Below are 15,145 nucleotides of genomic sequence, written 5' to 3'. Positions count from 1 at the left end.
CCCGCCGGGAAGCCACAAACGCCTCGGTCTCCCGCGCCTGCGCGGCAGCGAGGGCGCCCTTGAGTTCCTCCAGGGCGCTGATCCGGTCAATCCGCACCCCCTCGGAGACGTCCTGGTCCAGACCTGCGAGTTCGGCGGCCCAGCCGCGGACCAGCGCAGCACCCGGATCGCCGGGGACCGGCTTCACCGGATCCATCTCTGCTGAAACGACTGACTCGAACATACATTCGATTCTACCGTAGGCTAATGGAGCGCACAACGGATGTAGGCCGCCTGTTGATATTCCTCCACGCCAGAAGCAGCACGCCTCAGGTCCTGGCCAGGCGAATACATAAAGTGGCGCCGAGACGAGCGGTAAAGTCACGGCGAGAAAGCGCCAGAGTCGCGAACAGACCGCCGTAGTGACGCCAAATCAGCCTGCCACAGCAGCCGTGGAGGCCCCTTCATCAGCGGCGGCCTCTTCGGCGAGCACCATGCTGCGTGAAATTTTCTCCACGGCGTCATCCATATGCTCGGCCAGCAGCTTGTGGAACACCGGCACATCCGCGGCTCCGATAGAATCCGCAATCGCAACGTGCTCCGCCAACCGGGCCTCAGGCGTATAGCCGGTGTCTTCGAGCGCCGCCATGCACATGCGCGTCTCGGTGATAAGGGTGTTGTGCATGCGCGACAACCTCGTGCTGTCCGCCATCGCCACCAGCAGTTCATGGAACTCGATGTCGAGATCGCTGAGCACGGCACCCCGCTCCCCCGCGGCAACCGCCTTGGCCATCCGGTCAGTCACTTCATGCAGGGCCGCAGCGACCTCTTTGTGCCGGCCCTCCAGTTCGATGATTTTCAGTCCGGCTGCACGTTCGACGGCGGTGCGCGCCAAATACATATCGACGATATCCGCGGGGCCCAGTTCAGTGACGAAAATACCGCGGTTGCGGATACTGACCAGAAGGCCTTCCTGCGTGAGCCGCTGCATGGCCTCACGGAGCGGCCCTCGGCTGACCCCAAGATCGCGGGCCAACTCTGCCTCCCCAAGCTGCTGGCCCGGCTCGAGCTCCCCATGGCCGATGGCGTACCTAAGCTTCCGGGCGATGATCGCCGGCGTCGACTCCTGGACCAGGGGCTCGATAAATCTGCTCTTTGCCATGGCTTCCTTGCTTTCGGCAGTGGATCCTTGGCAGGCGGCGCACGAACCACCGCCTGTCTCATTGCAGACAATCTTACAACTTAGCAGCAGAAGCGACTACAGTCCGGCAGCCATCACTTTAACAAGAGGTGTAGACGCCTTAAAGCCAATGGGGGCGGCGGTACAGTACCGCCGCACCCATTGGGCGATCAAGATGCGTTTGCCGGCCGAGACGGACACCGTGCCGGCGACAAGAACCTGCTAGACGCCCGCAAGCTCCCGGTTAGCGGAAGCCAGTTCCAGCCCATGGGCTTCGGAAACCGAGCGGTGCGTGACCTGCCCCGCCGCGACGTTCAGGCCCGCGGCGAGTGCCGGGTCCTTGGCCAGCGCAGCCTCCACGCCCAGATCCGCGAGCGCTACGGCGTAGCGGAGCGTGACATTGGTGAGGGCGTAGGTGGAGGTGTTCGGAACGGCGCCGGGCATATTGGCGACGCAGTAAAATAGCGAGTTGTGGACGCGGAAGGTCGGCTCCGCGTGGGTGGTCGGGTGGCTGTCTGCGAAGCAGCCGCCCTGGTCGACGGCGATGTCGACGAGGACGCTGCCGGGCTTCATCTTGGCGACGAGTTCGTTGCTGACAAGCTTCGGTGCCTTGGCGCCGGGAATGAGCACCGAACCGATCACCAGGTCGGACTCAACAACCGCGCGCTCGATCTCCAGGCTGTTGGAGGCGAGGGTCTTGAGCCGTCCGGCATACTGGGCGTCGAGCTCGCGCAGGCGGTTAATGTTGATGTCCAGAATGGTCACGTCGGCGCCCATGCCCACTGCCATCGCCGCAGCGTTGGTGCCCGCGACACCCGCGCCGAGCACGGTGACCTTGGCCGGACGGACACCGGGGACGCCGCCGAGCAGGATGCCGGGGCCACCGGCGGGAACGGCCAGGGACTGCGCGCCGACCTGCACGGAGAGGCGTCCGGCCACTTCACTCATCGGGGCCAGCAGCGGCAACGCGCCATTGGCCGTCTGGACGGTCTCATAGGCGATGGCAGTGACGCCGGAATCCAGCAGCGCGCGGGTCAGCTCCGGCTCGGCGGCCAGATGCAGGTAGGTGAAGAGCACCAGGCCCTCGCGGAAGTGGCGGTATTCGGAGGCGATGGGCTCCTTGACCTTCATGACCATGTCGGCGCGGGCCCACACCTCGTCGGCGCTCTCGACCAGCTCGGCACCGGCGGCCGCGTACTCGGCGTCGTCGATCCGCGAGCCGGCACCTGCGCCAGCTTCGATCAGCACAACATGGCCGCGGCTGCGCAGCTCGTGCACGCCGGAAGCCGTGATGGCCACGCGGAATTCGTTGTTCTTGATTTCCTTGGGAACGCCGATGATCATCGGGAGCCTCCGTATCTAGGTGTGCGAAATAGCCAGGTGCGCTATGGAAAGGGTTGGAACTGCGCCGGAACCGGCGATGAGTCAACTGTAGGACCCGATTTACGACGTCGTTCCTTGCCTTCCGCAACGACATCACCGCACGCTTTGCCAATGTTTGCGGACGAAGCGGACGCAGCCAACCGCTCCGCCTGCCCGGATCCGCGCCATTGCAGGGATCAGCACGGCACGCAGGGCGGCCGGCACGCGGTAAGCAGTGTGACCGCTACCACATCGATTGCCCGGCGGCAATCGACAAATGTCGCGTCGGCGCGCGCCAAGTGTCGCCCCGTGTCTGTCCGGCTTCCCTAGACTGGAGGCAGACCAACCACCACCAGGAGGCCCGATGCAGAGTCCCGATGCCGAACGGGCTGTGGAGGAGATTGCGCAGGCGCTGGGCCACGGGATTTCCGTTGAGGATCTCGACGGCGACCTCATCGCCTACAGCAGCCATCAGGCCTCGGCGGATCAGGTGAGGGTGAACTTCCTGCTGAGCAAGAAGGTGCCGGCGGATGTCAGCGCTTGGCAGCTCAGCCATGGGATCGCGACGGCGGTGCGGCCGGTGGTGGTTCCGGCCAACGCGTCGCTGGGCATGCACGGCCGGGTCTGCGTTCCGCTGCTGGTGCGTGGCTTCCGCGTGGGCTACCTGTGGGTGCTGCACGAGCAGGATGAGGAGGCTCCGGATGCCATCCTCGCGGCGCTGCCCGGGGTCCGCCCCCTGCTGGACAGGCTGGCGGAGCAACTGCTGGATACCAATACGCCGGAATCGGATGCCCGACGGCGGCGCGAAGCCGAGTTCCTCGCCGCCTGCGAAGGTGACGCTGCCGCCGTCGAAAGTGTTGCGGGCTGGCCCGAGGTGCAGGGCCGTTCGCCCTGGACAGTGGGCAGCATGATGGAACGGATCGAGGATCCGGACACGGCGCTGGCGGAGCAGGCCGACCCGGAGGCCGCGGTGCTGCTGCAGCGGATTTCGGCGCTGCAGGCCACCGTCGGGATCAGGCCGGCGCTGTTCAGTGCAGGCTCCCAGCAGCATGCCGTCATCCTCTTCCGCGACCTGCCGGGCCGGGCCGAGCACGCCGAGGTGCTGAAGCGCTACGGGGCCGAGATTTCGCTGCGCGGCGGGCACCCGGAGCGGCCGGACATGCTCGGCCTCAGCGAGCCGTTCACGGACCTGCGCCGGCTGCCCGAAGCCTACGAACAGTCGAAGACCGCGGTGCAGGCCGCCGCCGTGGACGCGCAAGTCGGCCCGCTCACGGACTACCGGGATACCGGCGTGTACCAGTTCCTCGCCACCGGCAAAGGGGCGTTGCCCGGCCGCTCGGTGCACTTCGCCGACCTGCAGGAGCAGGACCGCAACGCCGAACTGCTGCCAGTGCTGGAACTGCTCTACGACACGGACGGCTCCGTCGCGGACGTGGCCGCCCAACTGCATCTGCACCGCAGCAGCGTCTACAACCGGCTGGCGCGCGTACGCTCCATCATCGGCGCGGACCCGCTCAAGGGCAAGGTGCGGCTCGAGCTCCATCTGGCGATGAAGGCCGCGCGCTGGGCCGGCAGGCCGCGGCTGTAAGTCCAGCTTGGGCATGGCTGTCGCCCCGCGTAACACACAGCCCAAGGCCGCGCGTCCCCTGCAATAAGACGGCTCCACTGCAATAATCAGACCAGGCTGCCCCGTGGCAGCGCACCTGATCCTGACGTAGCCGGGCGAACGAGGCGGACTAGATGACAGTGACCCAGAAGACGGCGGACCCGACGATCAACGAGGCGAAGCTGCACCAGCTCGCCCAGGCCCACGGTGTGGGTACCAAGTTCACCGGGTGGGACGGGCTCCCCTATGACGTGGATCCGGAAACCCTGGTCAAGGTGCTGGCCGCGCTCGGCGTTCCGGCCGGGACCGGCGAGCAGGTTGAGGCTTCCCTAGCGGACGCGGAGCTGGGGCCATGGCGGCGGATGCTGCCGCCCGCCGTCGTGGTTAAGGACGGAAGCGCAGACAACGACGGCGGGGCCAGCGACAGCGGGGAGACGCTTGTTCCGGTCCATGTGCCGCAGGGCGCCGAAGTGCGGGTGCGGATCGTCACCGAGGACGGGCTGGTGCTGCTGCCCGAACAGCGGACCGTTCCCGCGCAGCCGCGGATGGTGGACGGCACGCTCACCGACCGCATCATGTTCGCCGTTCCGCCCGGGCTGCCGCTGGGCTGGCACACCCTGGTCGCCGAGACCGGCGGCGGAATCGGCAATAGGACGGATGGTGCGCCCGACAGCGGGACGCTCGGCGCGCCCGGCGTCCAGGTCGGCTCCGTCCGCGCTGAAGCCGTCTTGGTGGTGACGCCGGCCCGGCTGACTACCGCGGATCCGCTGGAGCAGCGACCCGGCTGGGGGCTGGCCACGCAGCTGTACTCGTCGCGGTCCACGCGGTCCTGGGGCATCGGCGACTTCGAGGACCTGGCGGATCTGGCCGCGATCAGCGGTGCCCGCGGCGCGGACTACGTCCTCGTGAACCCGCTGCACGCCGCCGAGCCCGCGCCGCCCGTGCAGCCGTCCCCGTACTCGCCGTCCACCCGCCGGTTCTTCAACCCGCTCTACTTGCGGATCGAAGCCGTGCCGGAGCTCGCCTACCTGCCCGCGGACCAGCGCGCGCGGATCGATGCCTTGGCGGCGGAGTCCCGCCGGCTGAACGAGCAGGCGGACCGGCTGGACCGGGACACGGTGTACGCGGCGAAGCTGGAGGCGCTGGAGCTGCTGTACCAGGCGAAGCCGTCGCCGGCGCGGCAGCGGGCCTTCGAAAAGTTCTGCGCCGAGGCCGGCCAGGGGCTGGAGGACTTCGCCCTCTGGTGCGCGCTGCGCGAGGACCTGCCCGCCAACGATCCGCTGTGGCATGACCCCGCGGCGGCCCCGGGCACCGCGCTGATGGACGGCAAGCGGCGCGAGCTCGCCGGCCGGATCGATTTCCACCGCTGGCTGCAGTGGCTCTGCGACGAGCAACTCGAATCCGCCCAGCGCGCCGCGAAACTGGCCGGCATGCGCCTTGGCGTGGTGCACGACCTGGCCGTCGGGGCAGACCTGTCCAGCGCTGATGCGTGGATGCTGCGGGACGCGCTGGCGCCGGGCGTCAGCGTCGGGGCCCCGCCGGACATGTACAACCAGCTGGGGCAGGACTGGTCACAGCCGCCGTGGCACCCGCGCCGGCTGGCCGAGGCCGGCTACGCGCCGTTCCGCGACATGCTCCGCACCGTGCTCCGGCATGCCGGCGGCGTCCGGGTGGACCATATCCTGGGCCTCTTCCGGCTCTGGTGGGTGCCGGCCGGCAACGGCCCGGCCCGCGGCGCGTACGTGCAGTATGACCACGAGGCGCTGATCGGTATCCTGGCGCTCGAGGCCCAGCGTGCCGGCGCCGTCGTTATCGGTGAGGATCTTGGCACGTTCGAGCCGTGGGTGCGGGACTATCTGGCGGAACGGGGCATTCTCGGCACCTCCATTCTTTGGTTTGAGAACGACGACGGCGCTCCCCTGCCGCCGGAAAAGTACCGGGTGCACTGCCTCGCCAGCGTCAACACCCACGACCTGCCGCCGACCGCGGGGTTCCTCGCCGGGGACCACGTGCTGCTGCGTGAATCGCTCGGGCTGCTGGAGCGGCCGGTCGCCGAAGAGCGCGCCGAACATGACGCCTCGCTGGCGTCCTTCCTCGAGTTGGCGCGCAGCCGCGGGCTGCTGCCGGCGGACGGAAAGGCCGGCGAAGAGGAGCAGATCGAGGCGCTGCACCGGCTGCTGGCGCAGTCGCCGTCGGTGCTGCTCGGCGTGGCGCTCGTGGACGCGGTCGGCGAGCGCCGGGTGCAGAACCAGCCCGGCACCACCGCGGAGGTCTACCCCAACTGGCAGGTGCCGCTGGCGGATTCGGCCGGCAAGGCGGTGCTGCTGGACGAGCTGGAAGGCAAGGCGAGGTTCAACCGCCTGCTGGCCGCAGTGGAAGAATCGATGGCCAAGTAGCGGCGCCAGACAGCCTCAGAGCAGCAGCGGCGACACGGCGAACACCGCGGTGATCACGTGACGTTCGCGCCGCGCCACCTGATGCATGAGGCCGGGACCGTCCTCGAACGGCACCACGTCCGTCACGAAGTGCTTGCGGATGAGGTCGCCGTGCGAGCGCAGCAGCTTGATCGTCTCGGCGGACAGCCGCCCCCGGTCCCACTGGGCAGACAGCCCGCGCGGCGTCCGGCCGATCTGGGCGCAGCGCAGGCTCAGTCCGTTGTGGTGGAACTCCTCGCCCAGGCGCACAGCGTCCGCACCCTGGGTGTAGAAGGCCAGGTCGACGACGGTGCCCTGCGGCCGGACCGCGCGCAGCGCCGCGTGGAGCGCTTCGGCGCGGCCGCGGCATTGGAAGACGACGTCGGCGCCGCGGTCCCCGGGGCCGTGCCGCCAGCGCGTTTTGAGCAGCTTGCCCGGGTCGCCGTCGAGGTCCACGGCGAGGAAGCCAAGCTCCTCGGCCAGCTGCCGGCGGCGGGGATCGGCGTCCGCCACCGCCACTTCGCGCGCGCCCAGGGACGAGGCGAACAGCGCGGTCATAAGGCCGATCGGCCCGGCACCGGTCACCAGGACAAGCCGCCCCTCGACGCCGTCCTGCAGTCCGCGGACCATGCCGCCGGTGGCATCTGCGGCCGCGTGCAGGAGCCCGTTGGCGCAGATCGGCCCGAAGTGCGCGACGAAAACGCCCAACAGCGGATCCAGCTGCGCGGGCAGCGGCACCAGATGCTCGGTCAGCGGGTCGGCCACATGCGCGGTGGCGTGCCCGTAGGCCGAGGCCAGCACATCCCCCTCGGCGAACGCGTCCGTGCGGGACCGCACCACTTTCGCCACCTCCATGTATCCGAGCCGCCGCACCGGGTAACCCGTCCCGGGCGATCCGGGCAGGAAGAGGCTCAGCTCGGGATGCAGCCGGGAGCTCAGGCCGGGGTGGTTGCCCTTGACGAAGGCCAGTTCGGTGCCGGCCGACAGTCCGGTGGCCAAGGTCTCCAGCAGGACGCCGCCGTCGGGCACGTCGGGAAGCTCCTCGTCGACAATCTCGACGTTTCCGGCAGCAGCAACAATCAAATTACGACGGCGATTCATCGCCGTTAGGGAACGCGGATCTCTTGCTGGGCGGGCGGCGGGCAGGCCCGTAAGCAGTATTGCGGAAGGCCGGACGGGTTCCGGCTCGGCCCTCAGGTCCGCCTTCGGTTCCGGCTGGAGCTTTACCGGGCGTCCGGTCCGCGCCGATTCGGCAATGGCACACGCCAGCCGGTGGCTGCGGAGGGCTTCGGCGTAAGGCACGCGGGTGGATTGGCGTTCGCCACGCAGGGCCTCGATAAATTCCCGGTCGACGGCGATCCGCGGGTCTTCGCCGCATTTCATGTTTGTCCGGGCCGAGCCGTCGAAGCTGCTCAGGCCGTCCTCCGACAGCTCCAAATACAAGCCGCGGCTGACCGTGTGCAGGGACGCCCGGTGTTTGGCGGCCAACACCGACGTGGCCGCCAGCGTTGCCACGGTCCCGGAGGCAAACCGCACGGTCGCCGCGGTGGCGTCGTCGACCTCTTCGTATTCCTCCCGGTCAGCCGGCACTCGGTGGGAGGGGCCAGTTTCTTCCAGACCACGGCGGAGCCCGGCGGCGTAGACTTCCACGGCTTCGCCGAGCAGGAAGCGTGCGGTGTCCAGCACGTGGGTGAGCTGCTCGACCACCTGTCCGCCGGAGCGGTCCATCCGGCCCCACCATGGCACGGGCGGACGCTTGTCCAGCCAGTAGCCGTTGGCCAGCAGCGGCGGGGCGTCCGCCAGCAGTTGCCGAGCGTGCTCAACAGAGTCCATACAGCGCCAGTGGTAGCCGGTTCCGGTCACCACCCCGCTCTCTTCCACGAGGGCGCCGATCTCCTCGGCCACGTCCCGGCCGAGCCCCACAGGCTTTTCCACAAACAGCGGCAGGCCCCTGGACAGTGCAGCCCGTTCCCCGGGACCATGGGCAAAAGGAGGTACACAGACGTACACCGCGTCCACTTCGACGGCGTCGAGCGCTTCTTCCGGGTTGGTGAAGGCTGGCAGGTCGAGCTCGCCTGCCAGCGCCTGGGCCGCGGGCTCGTGGGCGTCGGTAATGCTGGCGAGCCTGACACCGGGCAGCGAGTTCAGGACGCCGGCATGGCGCCGCCCCACCGATCCTGCTCCGATCAGGGCGATGCTGATGGTCATGCGGCCTCCCGGATGAGCTTTTCGTACAGATCGAGGTAGTGTGCGGCCATGGCGTGCGGAGTCCAGGCCGCGGCGGCCGCGCGGCAGTCCTGCGGATCGATGCCGTCCAGCTTCTGCAGGTACTGCGCCAGATCCGGTTCGCTGGCGGCCAGGTAGCCGGTGCGGCCGTGGTCCACCAGCGAGGGCAGCACGCCCAGCGGCGTGCCGACCACCGGTACGCCGCGGGAGAGCGCCTCAACCACTCCCGTTGCCCCGGGTTCGGCCCAGCGGTTCGGAGCCAGCAGCACCCGGGCCGAGCGCAGCACCCGCTCCTTCGCCTCGCCGGCCACGCCGCCGATCCATCGTGCGCGGCGCCTGTCCAGCAGCGGACGGACCTCGGTCAGGAAGTACTTCACGTCGGGGTGGGCGGCAAGGGCGTTGTCCCCCTCGGCGAGCCGGCGGTCCAGTTCCTGCGGGTCGTTGATTCCGGCCACCGGACCGGCCAGGACCAGCGGAATGCCGGCCGCCGCGCAAATCCGTACGGCGGTGTCCTGGCCCTTGTCCCGGGTGATCCGTGCGAGCAGGAGCGCGTGGTCGCCCGGCTCCACATACACCTCGAGTGCCGGGGCCGGGGCCAGCGGGACCACGCCGATGGCTTGGCGCTGCAGCTGCTCGGGAGCGCGCTCCAACTGGGACTGCGAGACGGCCGCGAACCGTACCCGGCCACGCCCGTTGAACGTCGAATAGAACGCCGCATGTTTGGCTAGGTCCCAGTGCAGCGTCTGCAGGACCGGTGGCGCCGAGGCGCCCATCGCGGCGAAGACGGCCGGCCCCACCACCTCAAGGTGATCGTGCACGAGATCCCAAGTGCCGCCGTCGTACATTGCATTCACCAAGGCATGCATGTGTGCGTGGGCAATGCCGGAGACCTGGTTGTAGGGCAGGGCGATGGAGCGGAACTGCGGCTCGTCCAGCGGCCGCAGGTAGTCATCAGCCTCGATGGAACTGGGCCCTACGGTGGCAAGGGTGACGTGGACGCCGGCGCGGCGCAGTTCCGGGATGAGCGTGGCCAGAACGGTTTCGATCCCGCCGTAGCCTTCGGGCGGAACCGGAAGCCAGGGGCCGGCATTGACCAGGATCCGCATGGCTTAGCTGGCCCTGCCCGCGGTCAGCCGGTAGTCGGGGATCTCGATCATGGGCGGACGTTCGGAGATTTCGATCTCGCAGGTTTCCTCGATGAAACGCTCGCCGTCGCGCAGGAACTGGGTCAGTGGCGCCGACGCCGGCGCGGCCGCTACCAGACCGCTGCGGAACAGCCGGGACTGGACGGTCAGCTGCACCTGCATCGCCATCTTGGACAGGTCCGCATCCGTGGCGTTTCGGTGGCAGCGCACGCCCAGGTCCGCCTGCGCCATGCCCTCCAGCCCCACCGTTTCCAGCACGTCGATCAGCATGCCGATCTCCACCCCGTAGCCCGAAACGAACGGGATGCGCTCGAGCAGGGAGCGGCGGGCCGCGTATTCACCGGCGAGCGGCTGCACTATCCCGGCAAGCTCCGGCCAGAAGAGGTTGAGCAGCGGCCGGGCCACGAGCTCGGTCACGCGGCCGCCGCCGGCGGGCATCACCGTGACCCCGTTGTTGAGCGGGCGGTCGTAGCAACTCTTGACGAAGTGGACGCGCGGTTCGGTCAGCAACGGGCCCAGCATTCCGACGGCGAACTGCGGATCGAAATCGTGCAGATCCGCGTCGATGAACACCACGATGTCCCCGGTGGCCACCGTGAGGGATTTCCACAACGCCTCGCCCTTGCCCGGGACGTTGCCCAACTCCGGCAGGATGTGCTCCTGGCGGGCGACCTTAGCGCCGGCGGCGGCTGCGACGGCGGACGTGGCGTCCGTCGAGTTGGAGTCGATGACGATGATTTCATCCAGCAGCGGCACGGCTTCAACCAGCCGGGTGCGCAGCGCCGAAACGATCTGTCCCACCGTGGCCGCTTCGTTCTTTGCCGGCAGGACAACGCTCACTTTCTGGCCGTCTTTTTGTGCTGCCAGTTGCTCCGCCGCATACCGGGATCCTTGGTAACTTCCGCTGGCAAACCACCGCTGCAGGTCTTCGCGCATGCCGATCTCTTTTCGTGCTGAGGCCGGATTACCCGTCCCGGCTGTCGATAGGATCTAGACGAAGCCTACGTTTCTGTCCTGCCCGTGTGAATACCCTAAAAGGAGATTCAGCTCCTTCGATGGACGTCCCGAAGGGGATCCGGACGAGTTCGCTCAAGTCATGTCGGCGGTTCCGAGCCCCGATGCAACGGCACCAGAACGGAGAAACTAATGCAGAACGCTTATCCATCCCCGCGGCCTCAGCGGCCCCGGCTGGTGCTGTGGCGCCACGGCCAGACCGAGTGGAATGTGCTGGAGAAAGCCCAGGGGCAGGCGGATGTGCCTTTGGATGACACGGGCCGGACCCAGGCGAAGCAGGCCGCGGGGATGCTAGCCACCTTCGAGCCGGCCTTCATCTGGTCCAGCGATCTGCAGCGTGCCCGCGACACCGCCCAGGAACTGGCCGCGCTGACCGGCCGGGACCTTGAGCTGGACGCCCGGCTCCGGGAGTACCACGTGGGCATCCGGCAGGGAACAACCTTCGCCGAGTTCCAGGCGCAACACCCGGACATCTACGAAAAGTTTTTCTCCGAAGAGAACTACCGCGTCCCGGGCGCCGAACTCCCCTCGGAAGTCAATGAGCGGATGAAGGCTGTCATCGATGAGGCTGCCGCCGCAGTGAACGACGGCGAAACGGGTGTCCTGGTCGGCCACGGCGCTGCCCTGCGCAGCGGGCTGCTGGCGTTCTTCGAAGCACCGTCCCATCTGCGCGAAATGTTCGCGGGCATGGCCAACTGCGCCTGGACCGTATTGGAAAAGCATGCCGAGCGCGGCTGGCAGATCATCGACTACAACGCGCAGACCCTGCCGGACGCTTCCTCCGTCCTGGCCGATGAGATGCCGGTGGAGCACTGAGCCAAGCGGCGCGCGCCGGTACAGCCTGAACGCCGGCATCTCCGGGACCCCGGCGGGAGGTTTTGGTCACACCTGTTCCCTGTCCGCCCCGGGGATTGGTGACGGTTAGAAAAATGCCGGATGAACACTTGGTACGCTGGATGTAGCCAGCCGGGCTCTCCGGCGAGGTATCCCAGCCACTCGACGAGGCCCCGTCGTCGTTATCTTCCGTTCGCATCCCGTAGGAGACACCGCACTCAATGCAAAGTCTGGCAGTAGAAACTCAGCAGGAACAGCTCTGGAACCGTCGCTACGATGAGAACGTCGCCGACGTCAACCAGCTGTGCGACTCCCTGAAGGAACTCAAGCCGGGCAGCGAAGTCCCCTACATCGATCCGATGCATGACACGGACCAGTGCCGGATCATCAGCCTCTTCTCCAGCCCTGCCGCCGACTCCGGCTCCGGCCTCATTTCGGCCGGGGGCCACGACGCCGTGACACGGCTTCTCGGTGTCCAGTGGCAGGTGGGACTGCGCCCCGAGTACGTCATGCCGTGGAACGCCTACCCGTGGCTGGTGCCCGGTGCCGAAGGCAAGCTCACGCCTGCCCAGATCGCCGAGGGCGTCAAGCCGCTGCTGCGTTTCCTGGCGCTCGTGCCCCGTGCCTCGGCACTGGTGGCCCACGGCACCGAAGCGCAGAAGCTGGCCAACCTGTTCCTCAAGACCGAAAACCGGATGATCTACCGCCGCGGCTTCAAAACCTACAAGGTCCGCGCCCTCAGCGGCCGCCCGTTTGCCGGCTCGCCCGAGAAGCAGCAGCAGTGGCTTGACGACATGCAGGCTGCCTACGGCGATGCCATGGCGCGCACCGGGCTGCCGCGCCGCGGCCAGTAACCTCGGCCGCTCCGCAGAGGGCGCTGACCGGGCTCGCTGAACGGTAGTAGGCTGAGAAGCAGGAGATGGACGGTCGTCCCCTGCTGGTCGACCGCCCGTCGGAGAGCAACAGCTGCTCATCGTAGATCCGGCACAAAGGAATTCTGATGCGACGCATGGCAGACCCGGCATACCGAGAACAACAATGGAGCAGGCGGTTCGACCCGAACATCGCCGAAGTGAACCAGCTGTGCGAGTCCCTCGTGGAGCGCAAGCCCGGCAGCGAGGTACCCTTCGTTGACCCGGTGCACGATGTGGACGAGTGCCGGATCGTAAGCCTGTTCGCCAGTCCCGGACCAGGCGCGGGTTCCCGCTTCATCTCCACGGAGAACGACGACGAGACGGCCGCCCGGACGCTGGAAGTCTACGAGGCCGTAGGTCTTCGTCCCGAGCACGTCATGCCGTGGAACGCGTACCCCTGGTACGTCTTCGACGAGCAGGACGGCAAGCTTACCGCCGCGCAGATTTCCGAAGGACTCAAGCCGCTGCTGAAGTTCCTGCGGTTGGTCCCGCGCGCTTCGGCACTGGTGGCCCACGGCGGCGAGGCCCAGAAGCTGGCGGACCTGCTGCTGAAATCGAAGATTCCGGACATTCAGAAGCGCGGCTTCAAGACCTACAAGGTCCGTGCGCTCGGCGGCCGGGCCTTTGCGGGCAAGCCGGCCGACCAGCAGAAGTGGCTCGATGAAGCTCATGCCGCCTACACGGACGCTATGGCCCGGGCCGGGCTGCTGCAGGCCAACCGTTAGGCCGGGGCGGGGGCAGCCCAGGACTTAGGGCAGTCGGCGGTCCTCGGCGTGCAGCACCCGCAGCCACCGGTAGCCGTAACCGCCAAGCGGCAGTTCGCACCTGCCGCCGTCGGCCAGTTCCACGTCGTCGTCGCCGAGCAGGTCCAGCAGCACCGAACCCACAAACTTGTCCGCGGGTTCATCCTCCGTGGCTAGATCGATTGCCACGGTGGCCGGCTCCGGGCTCAGGTTGTGGACTAGCACAAGGCTGGCCGTTTCCCACGTGCAGCGATGGGCCAGCACCGACGTGGCAGGTTGCTGCAGCAGCTCGAAGCGGCCCCACCCCAGTTCCGGACATTCCCGGTAGCGCCGGATCAACGTAGCCATGAAGTTCCACAACGAGTCCGGGTCACGTTTGGCCTGGGCAGCGTTGACGAACTGCGGCCCGCAGCCGCCATCCACCAGGGGCGACACGAGTTTCCCGAAAGGTGCGGTGGAGAACCCGGCATTCGCACCGTCCGTCCACTGCATCGGGGTCCGGACTGCCAGCCGGCCTTCGGCCTCCAGATCCTCGCCCATCCCGATCTCCTCGCCGTAATAGAGCACCGGCGTGCCGGGCAGCGAGAACAGCAGCGAGTACACCATCCTGACGTGGCGCGGATCCCCGCCCAGCATCGGCGGCAGCCGGCGTTTGAGCCCCCGCCCGTACAGCTGCATCCGCTCTTCGGGCCCGAACGCCGCGAAGACCTCCTGGCGTTCCTCCTCGGGGAGTTTGTCCAGCGTCAGCTCATCGTGGTTCCGGACAAAGGTGGCCCACTGGTTGTCCGGGTTGATGGCCGGACGCTTGGCCAGCGTCTCTGCCAGCGGCCGTGCGTCCTGCCGCGCCAGCGCAAGGTACATGTTCTGCATGGCCATGAAGTCGAACATCACATTGAGCTCGTCGCCTTCGCTGCCGCCGAAGAACTCGGTCTGCTCCTTGTAGGGCAGGTTGACCTCGCCGAGCAGAATCCCCTCGCCGGAGCGCCGGTTCAGGAAGCGGCGCAGGTCCCGCAGGAATTCGTGCGGATCCGGCAGCTCCTCCGGCTCCTCGCCCGTAGTCTCCAGGAAGAACGGCACGGCGTCCACCCGGAAGCCATTGATCCCAAGCTCCAGCCAGAATCCCATGGCCTTGGCAATATGGTCCCGGACGGCAGGATTAGTGACGTTCAGGTCCGGCTGGTGCTTGTAGAAGCGGTGCAGGTACCACTCCCCCGTGGTTTCCTCCTTGGTCCAGATGGAGTCCTCCTGATCCGGAAACACCACCTGCTTCGAGGTGGGCGGGGGCGGATCCGAACGCCACACGTAGTAGTCCCGGTAGGGGCTCTCCTTGGACTGCTTGGCGGACTGGAACCACGGATGCTGGTCCGACGTATGGTTGACGATCAGGTCGGCGATGACCCGCATCCCCCGGTCCCTGGCGGTGCGCAGGAACTCCACCAGGTCCCCGTGGTCGCCCAGCCGCCGGTCCACCCCGTAGAAATCGGTGACGTCGTACCCGTCGTCGCGGTCCGGCGTGGGGTAGAACGGCATCAGCCAGATGCAGGTGACGCCGAGGTCCGCCAGGTAGTCCACCCGCTGGGCGAGTCCGGCAAAGTCGCCGATGCCGTCGCCGTCGCTGTCAAAGTACGTTTCAATATCCAGGCAATAGACGACGGCGGTCTTCCACCACAGGTCAGATGTGTCCGTGATCCTCACGCGAACTTCCTCTCGTCGTCCTGCGAATGTGGT

General features: G+C 67.6%; 11 protein-coding genes and 1 pseudogene. 5 read left to right on the top strand and 7 right to left on the bottom strand.

Annotation, left to right across the window (positions count from 1 at the left end; genetic code table 11):
• The 3 genes and pseudogenes from AC3A4M_RS16735 to ald all read right to left on the bottom strand — a co-directional run.
• Positions 1-223: pseudogene (locus AC3A4M_RS16735) on the bottom strand (hypothetical protein); the annotation flags it as partial.
• Between the two features lie 189 nt (positions 224-412).
• Positions 413-1,141 (bottom strand): GntR family transcriptional regulator, encoded by a 729-nt coding sequence (locus AC3A4M_RS16730; RefSeq protein WP_498737074.1) that lies wholly within the window; start codon positions 1,139-1,141, stop codon positions 413-415.
• Positions 1,142-1,381: 240 nt separating this feature from the next.
• A complete protein-coding gene (ald, locus tag AC3A4M_RS16725; RefSeq protein WP_498737072.1) occupies positions 1,382-2,503 on the bottom strand; it encodes an alanine dehydrogenase in 1,122 nt (373 codons plus the stop codon).
• Between the two features lie 382 nt (positions 2,504-2,885).
• Between ald and AC3A4M_RS16720 the strand changes: the two genes are divergently transcribed.
• Together AC3A4M_RS16720 and malQ are read left to right on the top strand one after the other, a co-directional pair.
• Positions 2,886-4,109 (top strand): PucR family transcriptional regulator, encoded by a 1,224-nt coding sequence (locus AC3A4M_RS16720; protein WP_498737071.1) that lies wholly within the window; start codon positions 2,886-2,888, stop codon positions 4,107-4,109.
• Positions 4,110-4,261: 152 nt separating this feature from the next.
• Complete coding sequence (gene malQ / locus AC3A4M_RS16715; protein ID WP_498737069.1) at positions 4,262-6,523, top strand: 4-alpha-glucanotransferase; 2,262 nt, start codon at positions 4,262-4,264, stop codon at positions 6,521-6,523.
• 15 nt (positions 6,524-6,538) lie between these two features.
• On the opposite strand, the gene AC3A4M_RS16710 is transcribed toward malQ, so the two are convergent.
• The 3 genes from AC3A4M_RS16710 to AC3A4M_RS16700 are packed head-to-tail and all read right to left on the bottom strand — an operon-like array spanning position 6,539 to position 10,848.
• Positions 6,539-8,749, bottom strand: a complete 2,211-nt coding sequence (locus AC3A4M_RS16710) for a Gfo/Idh/MocA family oxidoreductase (RefSeq protein ID WP_498737067.1) — start codon at positions 8,747-8,749, stop codon at positions 6,539-6,541.
• Entirely contained in the window at positions 8,746-9,873 is a 1,128-nt protein-coding gene (locus tag AC3A4M_RS16705; RefSeq protein WP_498737065.1) for a glycosyltransferase, read from the bottom strand. Before AC3A4M_RS16705 ends, AC3A4M_RS16710 begins: the two co-directional genes overlap by 4 nt.
• Before the next feature lie 3 nt (positions 9,874-9,876).
• Complete coding sequence (locus AC3A4M_RS16700; protein WP_498737063.1) at positions 9,877-10,848, bottom strand: glucosyl-3-phosphoglycerate synthase; 972 nt, start codon at positions 10,846-10,848, stop codon at positions 9,877-9,879.
• Between the two features lie 210 nt (positions 10,849-11,058).
• On the opposite strand from AC3A4M_RS16700, the gene AC3A4M_RS16695 reads away from it, so the two are divergent.
• The 3 genes from AC3A4M_RS16695 (at position 11,059) to AC3A4M_RS16685 (ending at position 13,399) form a co-directional block, all read left to right on the top strand.
• Complete coding sequence (locus tag AC3A4M_RS16695) at positions 11,059-11,742, top strand: histidine phosphatase family protein (RefSeq protein WP_498737061.1); 684 nt, start codon at positions 11,059-11,061, stop codon at positions 11,740-11,742.
• Positions 11,743-11,981: 239 nt separating this feature from the next.
• Positions 11,982-12,614: a uracil-DNA glycosylase family protein gene (locus AC3A4M_RS16690; protein ID WP_498737059.1), complete on the top strand. Its 633-nt coding sequence runs from the start codon at positions 11,982-11,984 to the stop codon at positions 12,612-12,614.
• A 146-nt stretch (positions 12,615-12,760) separates the two neighbouring features.
• Positions 12,761-13,399 carry a uracil-DNA glycosylase family protein gene (locus AC3A4M_RS16685; protein WP_498737057.1) on the top strand — a complete coding sequence of 213 codons (639 nt, stop codon included), beginning with the start codon at positions 12,761-12,763 and terminating at the stop codon, positions 13,397-13,399.
• 24 nt (positions 13,400-13,423) lie between these two features.
• Here the strand turns inward: AC3A4M_RS16685 and AC3A4M_RS16680 are convergent, their stop codons facing one another.
• Positions 13,424-15,112 carry an alpha-amylase family protein gene (locus AC3A4M_RS16680; RefSeq protein WP_498737055.1) on the bottom strand — a complete coding sequence of 563 codons (1,689 nt, stop codon included), beginning with the start codon at positions 15,110-15,112 and terminating at the stop codon, positions 13,424-13,426.
• Between the last annotated feature and the right edge of the window lie 33 nt (positions 15,113-15,145).

This window comes from Arthrobacter sp. Soil_C_60, from assembly GCF_057656375.1.
The sequence above is the reverse complement of the archived record's forward strand: the minus strand, read 5'-3'. Positions and strand labels throughout refer to the sequence as shown.

What these genes read in the sequence shown, in the direction of transcription:
- AC3A4M_RS16730 (WP_498737074.1), bottom strand. Translation starts at nt 1,141, where the DNA reads ATGGCAAAGAGCAGATTTATCGAGCCCCTGGTCCAGGAGTCGACGCCG.
- ald (WP_498737072.1), bottom strand. Translation starts at nt 2,503, where the DNA reads ATGATCATCGGCGTTCCCAAGGAAATCAAGAACAACGAATTCCGCGTG.
- AC3A4M_RS16720 (WP_498737071.1), top strand. Translation starts at nt 2,886, where the DNA reads ATGCAGAGTCCCGATGCCGAACGGGCTGTGGAGGAGATTGCGCAGGCG.
- malQ (WP_498737069.1), top strand. Translation starts at nt 4,262, where the DNA reads ATGACAGTGACCCAGAAGACGGCGGACCCGACGATCAACGAGGCGAAG.
- AC3A4M_RS16710 (WP_498737067.1), bottom strand. Translation starts at nt 8,749, where the DNA reads ATGACCATCAGCATCGCCCTGATCGGAGCAGGATCGGTGGGGCGGCGC.
- AC3A4M_RS16705 (WP_498737065.1), bottom strand. Translation starts at nt 9,873, where the DNA reads ATGCGGATCCTGGTCAATGCCGGCCCCTGGCTTCCGGTTCCGCCCGAA.
- AC3A4M_RS16700 (WP_498737063.1), bottom strand. Translation starts at nt 10,848, where the DNA reads ATGCGCGAAGACCTGCAGCGGTGGTTTGCCAGCGGAAGTTACCAAGGA.
- AC3A4M_RS16695 (WP_498737061.1), top strand. Translation starts at nt 11,059, where the DNA reads ATGCAGAACGCTTATCCATCCCCGCGGCCTCAGCGGCCCCGGCTGGTG.
- AC3A4M_RS16690 (WP_498737059.1), top strand. Translation starts at nt 11,982, where the DNA reads ATGCAAAGTCTGGCAGTAGAAACTCAGCAGGAACAGCTCTGGAACCGT.
- AC3A4M_RS16685 (WP_498737057.1), top strand. Translation starts at nt 12,761, where the DNA reads ATGCGACGCATGGCAGACCCGGCATACCGAGAACAACAATGGAGCAGG.